Here is a 14499-nt window from a genome sequence, read left to right as displayed (position 1 = left end):
TTAAGATTATATCAGACATTTGATATACAACTAACATAATAACATTTAAATGAAAACAAAGTTAAAGGTCCTCTTAGCATTGCTTGTCATGCTAACGGCGCAAATTTCGTTTGCGCAGGAAAGAACAGTGACAGGAACCGTTTCTGACGAAAGTGGCTTTCCTATTCCCGGTGTTAATGTGGTGGTAAAAGGTACCACCGTAAGTGCACAAACAGACATTGACGGTAAATTTGCCGTAGCCGCAACTGCAACGCAGGTGTTGGTATTTAGCTATGTTGGCATGCAAACACAGGAAGCTTCGGCAAGTGCGGGCTCCGTATCTATTACCCTTAAAGATGCTGCCACAGAACTGGAGGGTGTGGTGGTTACCGCACTGGGTATTTCCAGAGACAAAAAATCGTTAGGTTATTCGTCTCAAAAAATTGATGGCTCTGCAGTTAATACCGTTCCTACAAACAACTTTATCAACAATTTATCCGGTAAAGTAGCAGGTCTTGAAATCAGGAACAACTCTAACTTTGGTGGCTCAACCAACATTGTGCTGCGTGGTACAAAAAGTATTACGGGTAACAACCAGGCACTAATAGTATTAGATGGTGTGCCCATTAGCAACTCCAACCTTAATACTACAGATGCCGCCAACTCAAGAAACGGATTTGACTATGGTAACTCTACATCGGATATTGACCCAAACAATATCGAATCGGTTACGGTACTAAAAGGCGCAGCAGCTACAGCTCTTTATGGTAGCCAGGCATCTAACGGTGCGATAATGATTACCACTAAAAAAGGCAAAACAAACTCCGGCCTTGGGGTAACGTTCAGTTCAACCACATCGGTTGGCCGTTATAACAAAGACACCTTTGTTAAATACCAAAAGCAATATGGTGCTAATGGATATGGTGGCGGTAACGACAGCTTTAGTAATGTAGATGTTAATGGCGATGGTGTAGACGATCTTTTGGTAGACACTACCGCAGATGCATCTTACGGTAATGCTTTTGATCCTAACCTATCGGTTTACCAATGGAATGCTTTTGCACCGGGCAGTGCCAATTTTGGCAGGGCTACACCGTGGAAAGCTGCCGATAACGATCCGGGAGCCTTTTTCCAGGATTCTTTTGGTGCCCAGAATAGTATTACCGCCAGTGGTGGAGACGAAAAAACAACGTATAGCTTTGGTTTTTCTAACAACTACGAAACCGGTATTTTACCAAACAGCCAGTTAAACAAAAACAACATAAACAGTAATTTTACCCATCAGCTAAGCAAAAAAGTAAAATTAACTGCGTTTGCCAACTTTACAGATCAAACTACAAAGGGCCGTAACAATGTTGGTTATGGCGATAATATACTTGGTAGCTTTAGGCAATGGTGGCAAACTAACGTAGATGTAAAAGAACTTAGGGATGTTTACAATGCTACAGGCCAAAATATTACCTGGAACATGTCTGACCCTGTAGGAGGCGATTTAGCGCCACTTTATTGGGATAACCCGTATTTTAGCCGATACAGAAACTACCAGAGCGACGACCACAACCGTTTATTAACCGGTGGTAATATTAGTTATGATGTTACCGATGATTTTAATATTTTGGGCCGTGTAACGGTAGACTCGTCTAACGATAGGCAGGAAATGCGCAAAGAAGTAGGCAGCGTTGCCGCAGAATTTGGCCTTTCTGCTTTAGATGAAACATCGGGTTACAGATTATTTACCCGTAACTTTTTACAAACAACCTACGATTTTATACTTAACTACGATTTTCAGATGGGAAAAGTTGGTGGGCACGCTCTTGCCGGTACAACCTACATAAAATCTAAATTAGATTCGTTTGATGGTTCTACCACAGGTGGGCTTGTAGCCCCGGGCTTGTTTACGTTAGCTAACTCAAACTCGTTTGTAGCTCCTGCCGAGGCAGAAATTAACTACGAAAAGCAAGGTTTCTACGGTCAGTTATCGTTAGACTACAACAAATGGATTTATATTGAAGGATCGTACAGAAACGATGTGTCTACAGCACTTTCTATTAATAACAGGTCTTACGATTACTACTCTATTGGTGGTAGCTTAATATTATCAGAATTTATTAAACAAGACTGGCTTTCTTTATTAAAACTAAGAGGCAGCTATGCTATTGTTGGTAACGACCCTGTTGCAGGCCGCCTTGGCGCCCGTGTTAACAACAGCATTTTAGATGGCAACCTGTTATTTGGCAACAGTACTACCTATGTAGACTTTGAGTCGCTTAAGCCGGAAAAGCAAAAAGCAACAGAGGTTGGTCTTGAAGCAAGTATGTTTAACAGCCGTTTGGCTTTAGATGTTGCACTATACAAAACCAACACTACAGACCAGTTGTTTAACGTTCCTCAATCTACCGCTACCGGATACAGCTTTTCTCAGGTTAATGCAGGAGAATTACAAAATAAAGGTATAGAGGTATCGTTAAGCGGTACACCTATAAAAACCAACGATTTTAGCTGGGATGTAAGGGTAAACTGGTCTAAAAACAAAAATGAGATGGTATCTTTAAACCAGGGAAGAGAAAACCTTCAGCTGGCTACTTTTCAGGATGGTGTATCTTTAAATGCAACTGTAGGCCAGCCTTATGGTACACTTAGAGGTACAGGCTATGTTTTTGATGCCAACGGCAACAAAGTGGTAGACGAAGACGGTTACTATTTAACCGAATCTGACCAGGTTATTGGTAACATACAGGCCGACTGGATTGGTGGTGTATACAACAAATTTACCTACAAAAACATATCATTAAGCGTTCTGATAGATGTTAAGCACGGTGGCGATGTGTTCTCTCTTGACCAGGCTTACGGACTGTATACAGGTTTATACCCGGAAACTGCCGGAAATAACGACCTTGGAAACCCTAAACGTAACTCTGTGGCCGATGGTGGTGGTATTATACTACCGGGTGTTTACGAAGATGGCACACCAAACACAAGCAGGATAGAAGCTAACGGTGTTGGGTCTGCATATGGCACCAACTCAGGCCCTAACCAGGCATTTGTTTATGATGCATCTTATGTAAAATTAAGAGAGGTTGGCCTATCATACTCTTTTCCAAGTAAAGTGTTAGAAAAAACTGCTTTCAGCAATCTTTCACTAAGCTTTTTAGGTAACAACCTTTGGATCATCCACAAAAACCTGCCGTATGCCGATCCTGAAGCAGGAGCATCTGCAGGTAACGTTCAGGGTTATCAATCGGGTGTTATGCCATCTACAAAAGTGTACTCAATCAATCTAAAAGCAAGCTTCTAATGAAAAAGATATTTTATACCACATCGGTCTTATTACTCTTACTTACCGCATGTACGAGTGATGACCCTAATTTTAACGATAACCAGGACAGGTCTTATGATGTTGCTGCCGAAACACTATTGGCAAATGCGCAAAGAGAACTTGCAGACCAGTCTACAACGCCAGATGTTAACCTTAACCCATTCAGGTTTTATGTGCAGTACCTGGCCTCTACACAGTATCCTGAAGAATCTCGTTACAACGTAGTAACCAGGAATATTTCCAACAACTTGTGGAATAACTTGTACAGAGATGTACTGGGCAACCTGGAATCTGCCAAAGAAGTAATTGTAGCAGACGAAGCCCTGGACGAAGCTACAAGAGCCAATGAGCTTGCTATTATAGAAATTATAGAAGTGTACACATTTCAGCTACTGGTAGATACTTTTGGAGATATACCTTACTCTGAGGCATTAAACCCATTAAATGTATTACCTAAGTATGATGACGACGCTACAATTTACCCAGCTCTTATAACACGTCTTGATGCTGCTTTAACAGACCTTGATGAAGGTGCCGGTACTTTTACAAGTGGCGATATTTTACTTGGAGGCGATGTTGCAGGATGGAGATTATTTGGTAATTCACTAAAAGTAAAGCTGGGCATTAACCTTGCCGATGTTAATCCGGGGTTGGCACAATCTACCATTGAGAGTGCCGTGGCCGATGGTGTTATTTTAACTAACGACCAGAATGTTACTTTTAATTACGCACCAACAGCCCCAATATACAACCCTATCTATGCGCAGCTTGTTGCAAGTAACAGGAATGACTATGTGGCATCTGAAACTATTGTAAATAGGATGAATGACCTGTCTGACCCAAGGCGTACTGTATATTTCCAGGAGCGTGGCGGCGAATATGTGGGCGGTGTTAACGGTGGATCTAACGATTATTTTGAATTTTCTGCACCGGGCGTTTTATTTGAAGCACCTGATTTACCTGGGGTTTTATTTGAAGCCACAGAGGTTAATTTTTATTTAGCCGAAGCCGCTGCACGTGGTTATAGCGTTGGCGGAACTGCAGAAGAATATTACGAGGCCGCCATTACCGCTTCTTTTGATTTTTGGGGTGTGGATGGCGTAGAAGCCTATCTTGCCCAACCGGAAGTAGCTTATGCTACAGCCGATGGCGACTGGAAACAAAAAATAGGTATACAGGAATGGATTGCCCTATTTAACAGGCCTTTTGAAGGATGGAACGAATGGAGAAGGCTGGATGTACCAAGCCTTGAGCCCGCAACCGGCGCAGTAGCTGCTGCCGATGGCGCGGTGCCTGTACGTTTAACATATGCTATTAATGAGCAGACTGTAAATAACACAAACTGGCAGGCTGCATCTACCGCAATTGGCGGTAACCGCCTTTCTACCCATATTTTCTGGGATGTAGAATAAACTTTTTAAACCACTATAAAAACCACCGGCTAACACTGGTGGTTTTTTTATACCTTTGCCCCATGGAAAAAGAACACCAGATATTTGGAATAAGGGCTATTATAGAGGCCATAAACGCAGGTAAAGAAATAGATAAGGTATTTATTCAGAAAGATGCCCAGGGCGATTTGATGAAAGACCTTATGAAGGCCATGAAGCAAAAGAGCGTAAACTTTAGCTATGTGCCGGTAGAAAAACTAAACCGACTTACACCTAACAACCACCAGGGCGCCGTGGCTACCATTGCCCCTATTGCGTTCCACAACCTGGAAAGCCTGGTAGAAAAGGTTATAGAAAGCGGCAAGGTTCCGCTATTTTTAATACTCGACCAATTATCTGATGCCCGTAACTTCGGTGCCATTATCCGTACGGCCGAATGTACCGGTGTAGACGGCATCATTATCCAAAAACAAGGTTCTGCGCCTGTTAACGGCGATACCGTAAAAACATCGGCCGGTGCTGTGTTTAATGTGCCTATTTGTAAAGTAGAGCATATTAAAGATGCTATTTTCCACCTGCAGGGCTCGGGTATTAAAACCGTTGCCGCTACAGAGAAAACCGACAGTAATATATACGACCTTACCCTTAACGAGCCCCTGGCTATTATTATGGGTAGCGAAGACCGTGGTATTAACCCATCGGTACTTAAAATTGTAGACGAGAAAGCCAAACTGCCAATGTTTGGTACCATAGGCTCGCTAAACGTATCGGTTGCCTGTGGCGCATTTTTATACGAAACAGTTAGGCAACGAGGATAGGTTTAGATAATTGGATTGTTGGATCTTTAGATTATTAGATTTAGAGTTTTCTCAACTCATTAGGAATGATAATTAGATATAAAAAAGCAGTACATTTTAAAGTGTACTGCTTTTTTATTTACTAACTGAAGTGCCTGCCCACTGCAACTGCCTACTGCTTACTCTCTTCGCCAGCCGGTTTTTCTACATAAGTATATACAATCCGGTAGCCCGGGTAGGGTTGTATAATTTCGTAATCTATAACCTCAATATCTTCGGGTTTAGGTGGGTTTACAAAATTACCATTTTCGTCAAAGCGTTTCATAAACGGATCTTTTTTAGGATCAAAGTCCGGTTGCTCCCAGGCATAAAAAGGTTGCTTTTTATATTCAGGCGTATCATAGGCTTTAGAAAACAAAAAACCCGATATCAGTCCGCCCAAGTGGCCCTCCCAACTAATGCCGTCTTCCACCCCCGGAAAAACATACCATATCATACTGCCATATAGCATAATTATAAGCATAGACAAAGCCACCAGCCTGTAATAACCCGTTTGTATACCTTTAAAAAAGATAAAGCTTACCAATACATAAATTAGCCCGCTGGCGCCAATATGGTACGAGTCTCCCCTGCCTATTAGCCATGTTATAAAACCGGAGAGCAATATGCCGTAGCCTATTACCTGCAATGCCTGCTTGCGATAAAAAAAGCGCATGGCTGCAATAAGCAAAAATAGCGGAATGGAGTTGTTATACAAATGCTCTAAGCTGCCGTGCAAAAACGGACTTAGCACTATGCCGCGCAGCCCGGTTAGGGTACGTGGCAATATTCCGTAATCTGAAAGATATATATGAAATTTTACTTCCACCCAATATACTGTCCACAGTACAAGTATAGCGGCCAGTGGCCACAGCACTACCGATGGGGAGAATTGAATATGTTTGTCCTGGTTATTGTTCATGCATAAAGGCACGTCAAAAAGCCAACCAAAAATATTTTCCTGTTAAAATGGCAGTTTTAGTTGTCAGATAAGCTTACAACCTGTTTTGCTCGTCGCTGTTTTTACTTTCGCGCTGGCCGGCATTTTTAAGTTCGCCACCAAAGGTATAAAGCACTGATAAGCGCACATTACGCTGGTCGTTATAATTGGCGTAGGTGTTTCTAACCCCGTTCGAAAATCCGCTGTAAGTCATCATACTTGTTCTTAAAACATCATTCCCGTAGAGTGTAAATTGTAGTTTTTTGTTGAGCAGAAATAATTTTAATGTTGCGTTAAGCTGGGTTGTGGCACTGTTAGTATCCAGATTGTCTACACCACGTGTAACAAAGGAATAATTAAAATTGAACAAAAAGGTCTTGTTCTTATTCAGGATAAAGTCATTATTTATCCTGAATACGCCGTTCCAGCCATCTAAAAATTGTAGTGTAACGGGTATAGTCGATTTTGCTTCAGAGAAATATACATCGGCATTAAAATTAGTCTTAAGCCACTTAAATGGCTCTACCGCCAGGTATTGATTAAAGCCTACCGTATTGTTGGTTATAAAATTTTGGGGTATGTACTGCTGTACGCTGGTTACCGGGTCTACTACCGTTACCTGCTCGAAACCGCCACGCGAACCCGAGAAATATACCGTTGCCGTATAAAAATCTTTATAGCCATACTCCAGTTCTATGTTGTGCGAGTACGATGGCTTTAAATACGGGTTACCTTCTGAATACGAATACGGCGACATGATCATCCGGAAAGGGTTTAAAAATTCGTACGATGGCCTGCCTATGCGTTTACCATAGCTTACCGATACCGAATGGTTCTCGTTAGGTTTGTACACCAGATAAGCTGTAGGGAAAAACCGGGTGTACTGTATTACATTTTGCTGTCCCGTGGTAATGGATGTACCTTTTGTGCGGGTATTTTCCATACGCAGGCCGGCCTTGGCTTCCCATTTGCCAAATTCTTTATTGCCATCAATAAATGCAGCCTGCGTATTTTCTTTAAATATAAATTGGTTGCTTTGTGTTAGGTCCTGCACCGGGAAACCTCCGCTAAGATCATACAAAGCAAAATCATTTTGTGTTTTGGTATATGATACCCTTGCCCCATAATTAAGATTGACCCATTTAAGCGGATGTTCCATATCGGCATTTGCTGAGAAATTATCTACCTCGCGGCTACCTATATTATTGGCCGCCTGATACGAATTTGGGATAAGCGAACCATCGTTATAAAAATTATTGGTGGCAAACCGCCTGTCGTTATCGGTAACATAATTAAAATAGTCGGCATCAAAAGACAACTTTACGCCTGTAGTATCTATAGTATAAATGGTGTGGTAGTTAATAGAATTATAGTCGGTTTTACTAATCGCGTTGCCGCGGGTTTGTATAATAGAATCCAGCATTGCCGACTGCCTGTCTACTAAATCTACCTTTAAATTTTCGTTGGTTGTATTGCTGCCATGGCTGCCAATATACTGGGCACCCATAGTTACCTTACCCGAAAATTTATAGTCAATGCCTAACCTGCCACTAACGGGCTTATAGGTGTTTTTGCCTTTACTTTTTTCCATCCAGTTATAATCCGGGTAAACAAGTTCTACATCTTCAGTACGTTTGTTGCCACCGTTAGTATACCCGGCAGACGATTGCAATGTAAACTTATTTTTTTGGTAGTTAAACGTAACGTTGCCCGATCCGGTTGCATAACTATTTTGCCTGTACGAGCTTAATACCGATGCATTCCAGGTATCAGGCCTTGTTTTTTTAAGCTTAATATTAATAAGCCCACTGTTACCTTCAGCACTATATTTTGCAGGCGGATTGGTTATAACCTCTATACTTTTAATATCGTCTGACTTTATTGATTTTAAAAATGCCGTAAGCTCATCGCCGGTAAGGCGCATCAGCCTGTCATCAACCATTACGGCTATACTGCCCTTGCCTACTATAGAAACCACATCGTTCTCTACCTTAACGCGTGGCACAAGCTTTAAGGCATCGAGCGCATCGCCGCCACTGGCCGAGATAGAATTCTCTACATTAAACACCAGCCGGTCTACCTTTTTTACAACCAGTTGCTTTTTGGTTTCTACCACCACCTCATCCAACTGCTTCGAAGCTTGTAGTTGTATGGGGGCGAGATTAAGGTCTGCCATAAGAGCTACAGGTTTGGTGTAAAGTTCTTCGCCCATAAAAAGAATACGCAGGGTGTAATTTCCGGGTTTTGCAGTGAGAAAAAAAGTGCCGGTATCTGTAGATAGTGCCGACGACACAACAGCCAAGGTACTGTCCTGCAATACCACTTCGGCAAACTCGAGGGGTTTATTGTCGGCATCGGTTACAGTGCCCGTAAGTTTTATCTGGGCAATTGCAAGTATCGGAAAAAGGAATAATACGATAAAAAAGTATAATGAATTAAAATGGCGTTTACAGCAATGGTGTGGCATAGACAGAAGGGTTGTTTTATTATAAGACTAACCTAAACGCCAAATTGTTACAGTCTCAATAGTTAAAATTGTAAATAATATCTTATTTTTTAGAATATCGCAGTCTGTTGATATATAGGGGCACCAATTTTATAAAAACTTTATGGGGCGCAGCCTTAAGGCCGTTTATTCAAAATACGTAAATTTACGGTATGGAAGCACCTTTGGCAGAACGCATACGCCCGCAGCATTTATCTGAATACATTAGCCAGCAACACCTTGTGGGGCCTAACGGATCATTAACCCACCAGATTGCCCGTGGCATTATACCATCGCTTATACTTTGGGGGCCACCCGGCACCGGTAAAACTACCCTTGCCCAGATAATGGCGCAGGAGAGCAACCGACCATTTTATGTGCTAAGTGCCATAAACGCTGGGGTTAAAGATGTGCGCGAGGTTATAGAAAAGGCCAAGCAAAGTGGCGGTATGTTTACTACCAAAAATCCTATTTTATTTATAGACGAGATACACCGGTTTAGCAAATCGCAACAGGATTCGCTTTTAGCAGCGGTAGAAAAAGGCTGGGTAACACTTATTGGCGCTACTACAGAAAATCCGAGTTTTGAGGTAATACCCGCACTGCTTTCGCGTTGCCAGGTGTATGTGCTTAACCCCTTTACTAAAGATGATCTGGAGGCATTAATGCACCGCGCCATTGATGTTGATAAATATCTTAAGACTAAAAATATTGACCTTAGGGAAACCGAGGCACTAATACGGTTATCGGGTGGGGATGGCCGAAAGCTGCTTAATATTTTTGAACTGGTAGTTAATGCCAGCGAGACCGATGATGTAGAAATTACCAACGATCGTGTTATGCAGCTGGCCCAGAAAAATACCGTTTTGTATGACAAGACAGGCGAGCAGCACTATGACATTATTTCAGCGTTTATAAAATCGATGCGCGGCAGCGACCCTAATGGGGCGGTGTACTGGCTGGCCCGGATGATTGAGGGCGGCGAAGACCTTAAATTTATTGCACGCCGTATGCTTATTTTAGCATCTGAAGATATTGGCAATGCCAACCCTACGGCGCTTATTATGGCTAATAATACGTTTCAGGCAGTGAGTACTATTGGGTATCCTGAATCGCGGATTATATTGAGCCAGTGTGCTATTTACCTGGCAACATCGCCCAAGAGCAACGCCAGCTATATGGCTATTGGCAAGGCGCAACAGGTAGTTAAGCAAACCGGCGACCTGCCTGTGCCCCTGCACCTGCGCAATGCCCCTACCAAGCTTATGAAGGAACTTGGCTATGGCGATGACTACAAGTATGCCCACGACTACTCTAACAATTTTGCCGAACAGGAATTTTTACCCGATGATATTAGCAACACTGCTTTTTACGACCCGGGGAATAATTCCCGTGAAAACGGTACCCGCGAGTTTTTAAAGAACAGATGGAAAGGGAAGTATGGGTATTAGAAAGCGAGTTGCAAAGTAGCTGAGTTGCTGAGTTGCAAAGTCTAATTTTAAAACCCATTAAGAAATAAAAAAGCTACCTGCTGTTGCACTGTATTAATGCAATCATCAGGTAGCTTTTTCATGAATTTCTTTTGGCTTTGTTACTTTGCAACTCGGCCACTTTGCAACTTTTAAACTTAAAACTTAATATTCAGCTTTTCTGATACCAGTTTATCGTTTTGGTAGTATTCAAAAAACCAGTCGTTGCCTTTTTTGAATATTACGCCATTTTTAGTATCGCCTTGCGCAGTATAATAATCTGCCTGCGATGTTTTGTACATTTTAACCACCACTTTAGGAGTAGTATCTACCAACTGGTAGCCATTAGCAATAGGCTGTGCAAAAAGCTGGTTGTAGCTGTTAACCGGTAGGTTTTCGGCGACCGGGGCAGGGCTTTGTGCCACTGTTGGCTGAGATGCAGGTTGCGAAGCTATAGCCGTCGGGGCAACTGTAGCAGGGCCGGTATATTTATAATTTAGTGCTGCCATAGAAGCTGCTGCCTCCCTTAACGCTTCGTAATAGGCCTTTTTAAAATCTTTTACTTTACTCCTGCCCTTTTCTGAAGTGTAAACGGTCTTGCCGCTGCAATCTTTTAAAACAATGTTTAGGTTGGTAGCCAATATACCCGAATCGTCTAACAAATCGCCGTACAGGGCAGCACATTTGTTAAGGGCAAGGTCAGACGGCATTTGGTCGTTAGTATAAAATACAGTGAACCCGTATTTCTCGAAAACCATTTTGGTAAGCGAGTTAAGGTTATATTTATTGGCTTCTTTAAGAAAGCTAAATTTTTCGGGTATAATTACATATTTGTAATTGTTAACGCTTTCGGTTTGTGCAAAGCAAAATCCAGAAAACAATATGGCCAGTAGTACTAAGGCTTTTTTCATAATTTGTTACAGCAGTTTTTTTAATTCGAGCAGGTGGTTTACCTGTGTTATTTGTGGCTGGGTTTCCAGGTGGTGTTCGTTAAAATAAATGGCATCGATGCCGCAGTCTAAAGCACCCTGTACATCGGCTTCAATGCAATCGCCAATCATAATGCTGTGGCTTTTTTGAGCATTGGCAGCAGTAAGGGCAAACTCAAAAATGGCGGGGTCGGGCTTTTTACAGCCGGCCATCTCAGAGTTGGTAATGGTTTTAAAATAATGGTCGATATTGGCGCTTTTCATCTTCAGGGCCTGCACCTCATGAAAACCATTGGTAATAATATGCAGGCTGTAGTTGGGTTTTAGGTATTCTAAAATTTCAATGGCGCCTTCGTATAGATGATTATTGGTAGGCAAAAGCCTTACATACTCCTGAGACGTTTTGGCAATCATCTCATCATCAACATCATAATCAATGGCAGTAAAAACATCTTTTAAGCGGCCGTACCTAAGCTGCGCCTGGGTAATTTCGCCATCGCGAAAAAGCTTCCAGTACTTTACATTTATGGGAGAAAACAGCGCATTAAATTGGGCAGCATCTACAGCAATGCCAAATTTAGGCAGCAGCTCTTCAAAAGCAAGTGCCGAGTTTTTCTCGAAATCCCACAGGGTGTGGTCGAGATCAAAAAAAACAGCTTTTTTATTGGCAATTTTCATGTGTTATTTGCTTACAATAACGGCATTTTCAATGTGGTAGATCCAGTCGTCTACATCGGCATCGTTATATCTAAAGTTGCCTTGCAGTGTAACATATTGATCTGTTTTAAGCTTCATGCCCGGATTTTTGAACTTAATACCCATAATGGTTTCCGGACCTGCCTGCCCGCAAAAAAAGCACGATGCAAACACGTTCTTGCTAAGCGCATAGGTTTTATTATCTATTGGTATAATAAAGCCGCTCATTAAAATGGGCTTTGCATTTTTAGCTTTAAGCGTAGGGTTTATAACCGGGAACATTACCCCTTCCGGGTAATCTTTGCTCGGCTTTTTAAGGTATTTAATCTGGGCCAGCAATTTCCAGGTAAGGGTATCGCCCGAAGCCAGTGCAGTAGTTGCGGTATTGGTAGTAGAAACTGTACCCAACGGCGATGCCATGGATACCAATAAAAATCCTGATATGATAAGCGATGCTAATAAAAACGTTTTACGCATTTGCCAAAGTTTTTGATATATTTAAACTATATGCCTTAACCGCCGGTATAACGGCAGCTAAAATCCCTACAAAGATAGTGAGCCCCAGCAAATATCCTTCCTTTTCCCAAACAAACTCAAGGGGGTTAAACGATATTTTAAACTCCGACTCAGACGATCCTGAAATAAGGCTCAACGCTACTCTACCAACAATTGTACCAAACACAAAGCCCGTTATGCATAGCAAAAGGCTTTCTATAAGCACTAAAAGTAGTAATTGCAGGCGGCTTGCACCATTAACGCGCAAAAGGGCAAATTCGTATTTACGTTCTTTTAAAGTATTGTAAAGAGCAATAAATATACTAATACCGCTTATTAGCATAATACCATAGGCCAGGTATTGCAGGGCATCTAACCCAATACCAAACAGGGTAAAAAGCCTGTTGATTTCCCGAGCGGGCGATGCTGCCTGCATTTTGGTGTTTTGCGCCACCAGCCTTGGCCAGGTTATAAAACCCATTTTGCCCCTAAACTGTATCAGTACAGCGGTAATTTCTTTACCTTCTTCAGATATAACTTCTTCGTGATCGTGATGCTCTTCGCTTTCGGCATGGGCATCGTGATCGTGACCTTCGTGCCCATGCGCCTCGCCATTGGCTACAGCCTCATGGTTATGGCCTTCATGCTCATGATAATCTCCACCCTCAGCCGACTCACCGTGGCCTTCCTCACCATGATCATGCATGGCCCAAACACTGGGCACATTGCAAAGTATAAGGTTATCTACCACCTTGCCGGTTGGCGCGGCAATACCGGTAACATGGTAGGCATGGTCTTCGTGCAGTTCGCCTTCGGCGGCATCGCCATGAGAGCCAAAAAATTTATCGCCCACCTTAACACCCAGTTTTTGGGCAATTGCGCTGCCCACCACCACTTCAAAATTCTTATCGAACACCTTACCCTCATTAAGGGCAGCCCCATATTTAGTCAGATATTCTGGCGTAGTACCTACAATGCGATAACCAAGGTAATTATCGCCAAACGCCAGCGGAATAGCACTTTTAACCATAGGGCTGTGCATCCAGGTTTTGGCTTCGGCATAATCTATATTGCCTGTTGGGGCATCTACCTGATAGACCGATGATAGTATTAATTGCAATGGGCTGCCCTGTGCGCCCAGCACCATATCGATACCGTCTATATTAGAGTTAAATTTCTTTTCGAACTGCTCATCCAGCAAAATAAGCAGGGTAATAATGGCAACACTGGCAGTAAGCAAAATTATGCTCAGTGCCGTATTAAGAGGCTTAAACCAAATGTTTTTCCAGGCTATTTTAGTAATCATTATAAGGATGTTTGGTTAGGAAAACGGTCTTTTAACCTTTGGTCGTGCGTTACAATTACCAGTGCACTACCGTATTGTTTGGCAAGGTGCGAAAGCATATCGGCTACGCGAAATGCATTTTCATCGTCCAGGCTGCTGGTGGGTTCATCGGCCAGTAACAGTTTGGGCTGGTTGATAAGCGCACGCGCAATAGATACCCGCTGTTGCTGACCAATACTTAGTTGCGATGGTAGTTTATGAAGATGGTCTGTAAGGTCGAGCTCCTGTAAGAGTTGCTTTGCCTTATCTGTAGCTTGTTTGCCGGTAGCCAGCCAGGAGGCCAGCACCACGTTTTCTAAAACGTTTAAAGACGATACAAAATAGGCCTGTTGCAAAACAAGCCCAATATTGCTTCCGCGAAAGCGATCTAATTTATTTTCGGATAGCGAGGCAAGGTCGGTGCCATCTATAAGCACCTGCCCCGATTGCGGCCTTAGCAAGCCGCCCAAAATGTGGAGTAATGTGGTTTTGCCCCTGCCCGACCCACCGGTTATAAGCAGGCTTTGGCCCGCCTGTGCGGTAATGTCAGGAAAATTAAACTGTGCGCCTTTGCCGTAGGCAAAGCGTATATTTTGAGTACTTATCATTCAGTGTGTAATAAGACTGCAAGGTAATAAA

General features: G+C 42.6%; 11 protein-coding genes. 4 read left to right on the top strand and 7 right to left on the bottom strand.

The features are described 5' to 3' along the window. The first annotated feature begins 49 nt into the window (after positions 1 to 49). From G509_RS0106825 to rlmB, 3 genes are all read left to right on the top strand, one after another. Entirely contained in the window at positions 50 to 3274 is a 3225-nt protein-coding gene (locus G509_RS0106825) for a SusC/RagA family TonB-linked outer membrane protein (protein ID WP_026990833.1), read from the top strand. Continuing rightward, on the top strand, positions 3274 to 4707 hold the full coding sequence (locus G509_RS0106820) for a SusD/RagB family nutrient-binding outer membrane lipoprotein (RefSeq protein ID WP_026990832.1): 1434 nt from the start codon (positions 3274 to 3276) through the stop codon (positions 4705 to 4707). Before G509_RS0106825 ends, G509_RS0106820 begins: the two co-directional genes overlap by 1 nt. Positions 4708 to 4769: 62 nt before the next feature. After that, complete coding sequence (gene rlmB / locus G509_RS0106815; RefSeq protein ID WP_026990831.1) at positions 4770 to 5504, top strand: 23S rRNA (guanosine(2251)-2'-O)-methyltransferase RlmB; 735 nt, start codon at positions 4770 to 4772, stop codon at positions 5502 to 5504. A gap of 151 nt (positions 5505 to 5655) precedes the next feature. Here the strand turns inward: rlmB and G509_RS0106810 are convergent, their stop codons facing one another. Together G509_RS0106810 and G509_RS0106805 are read right to left on the bottom strand one after the other, a co-directional pair. Then, positions 5656 to 6444: a rhomboid family intramembrane serine protease gene (locus G509_RS0106810; RefSeq protein WP_026990830.1), complete on the bottom strand. Its 789-nt coding sequence runs from the start codon at positions 6442 to 6444 to the stop codon at positions 5656 to 5658. 73 nt (positions 6445 to 6517) lie between these two features. Then, the gene (locus G509_RS0106805; protein WP_026990829.1) at positions 6518 to 8929 is read right to left on the bottom strand and encodes a TonB-dependent receptor domain-containing protein; all 2412 of its coding nucleotides are present in this window, start codon (positions 8927 to 8929) and stop codon (positions 6518 to 6520) included. 191 nt (positions 8930 to 9120) lie between these two features. Between G509_RS0106805 and G509_RS0106800 the strand changes: the two genes are divergently transcribed. Then, positions 9121 to 10398 carry a replication-associated recombination protein A gene (locus G509_RS0106800; protein WP_026990828.1) on the top strand — a complete coding sequence of 426 codons (1278 nt, stop codon included), beginning with the start codon at positions 9121 to 9123 and terminating at the stop codon, positions 10396 to 10398. A 176-nt stretch (positions 10399 to 10574) separates the two neighbouring features. Here the strand turns inward: G509_RS0106800 and G509_RS0106795 are convergent, their stop codons facing one another. Genes G509_RS0106795 through G509_RS0106775 form a run of 5 tightly spaced genes read right to left on the bottom strand, consistent with a single transcriptional unit; the run spans position 10575 to position 14468 of the window. After that, a complete protein-coding gene (locus G509_RS0106795; RefSeq protein WP_026990827.1) occupies positions 10575 to 11327 on the bottom strand; it encodes a hypothetical protein in 753 nt (250 codons plus the stop codon). 6 nt (positions 11328 to 11333) lie between these two features. After that, positions 11334 to 12023 carry a YjjG family noncanonical pyrimidine nucleotidase gene (locus G509_RS0106790; RefSeq protein ID WP_026990826.1) on the bottom strand — a complete coding sequence of 230 codons (690 nt, stop codon included), beginning with the start codon at positions 12021 to 12023 and terminating at the stop codon, positions 11334 to 11336. Between the two features lie 3 nt (positions 12024 to 12026). Continuing rightward, entirely contained in the window at positions 12027 to 12518 is a 492-nt protein-coding gene (locus tag G509_RS0106785) for a hypothetical protein (protein WP_026990825.1), read from the bottom strand. Continuing rightward, positions 12511 to 13842, bottom strand: a complete 1332-nt coding sequence (locus G509_RS0106780) for an ABC transporter permease (RefSeq protein WP_051199993.1) — start codon at positions 13840 to 13842, stop codon at positions 12511 to 12513. Before G509_RS0106780 ends, G509_RS0106785 begins: the two co-directional genes overlap by 8 nt. Beyond that, complete coding sequence (locus G509_RS0106775; RefSeq protein ID WP_026990823.1) at positions 13842 to 14468, bottom strand: ABC transporter ATP-binding protein; 627 nt, start codon at positions 14466 to 14468, stop codon at positions 13842 to 13844. Before G509_RS0106775 ends, G509_RS0106780 begins: the two co-directional genes overlap by 1 nt. Between the last annotated feature and the right edge of the window lie 31 nt (positions 14469 to 14499).

The sequence above is a fragment of the Flavobacterium subsaxonicum WB 4.1-42 = DSM 21790 genome (assembly GCF_000422725.1).
In the GTDB taxonomy this organism is placed as follows: Bacteria; Bacteroidota; Bacteroidia; order Flavobacteriales; family Flavobacteriaceae; genus Flavobacterium; species Flavobacterium subsaxonicum.
The sequence above is the reverse complement of the archived record's forward strand: the minus strand, read 5'-3'. Positions and strand labels throughout refer to the sequence as shown.

Bases quoted from the DNA above. Each gene is read 5' to 3' on its own strand.
- G509_RS0106775 (WP_026990823.1), bottom strand. From the start codon at position 14,468: ATGATAAGTACTCAAAATATACGCTTTGCCTACGGCAAAGGCGCACAG.
- G509_RS0106810 (WP_026990830.1), bottom strand. From the start codon at position 6,444: ATGAACAATAACCAGGACAAACATATTCAATTCTCCCCATCGGTAGTG.
- G509_RS0106805 (WP_026990829.1), bottom strand. From the start codon at position 8,929: ATGCCACACCATTGCTGTAAACGCCATTTTAATTCATTATACTTTTTT.
- G509_RS0106790 (WP_026990826.1), bottom strand. From the start codon at position 12,023: ATGAAAATTGCCAATAAAAAAGCTGTTTTTTTTGATCTCGACCACACC.
- G509_RS0106785 (WP_026990825.1), bottom strand. From the start codon at position 12,518: ATGCGTAAAACGTTTTTATTAGCATCGCTTATCATATCAGGATTTTTA.
- G509_RS0106795 (WP_026990827.1), bottom strand. From the start codon at position 11,327: ATGAAAAAAGCCTTAGTACTACTGGCCATATTGTTTTCTGGATTTTGC.
- G509_RS0106825 (WP_026990833.1), top strand. From the start codon at position 50: ATGAAAACAAAGTTAAAGGTCCTCTTAGCATTGCTTGTCATGCTAACG.
- rlmB (WP_026990831.1), top strand. From the start codon at position 4,770: ATGGAAAAAGAACACCAGATATTTGGAATAAGGGCTATTATAGAGGCC.
- G509_RS0106820 (WP_026990832.1), top strand. From the start codon at position 3,274: ATGAAAAAGATATTTTATACCACATCGGTCTTATTACTCTTACTTACC.
- G509_RS0106780 (WP_051199993.1), bottom strand. From the start codon at position 13,842: ATGATTACTAAAATAGCCTGGAAAAACATTTGGTTTAAGCCTCTTAAT.
- G509_RS0106800 (WP_026990828.1), top strand. From the start codon at position 9,121: ATGGAAGCACCTTTGGCAGAACGCATACGCCCGCAGCATTTATCTGAA.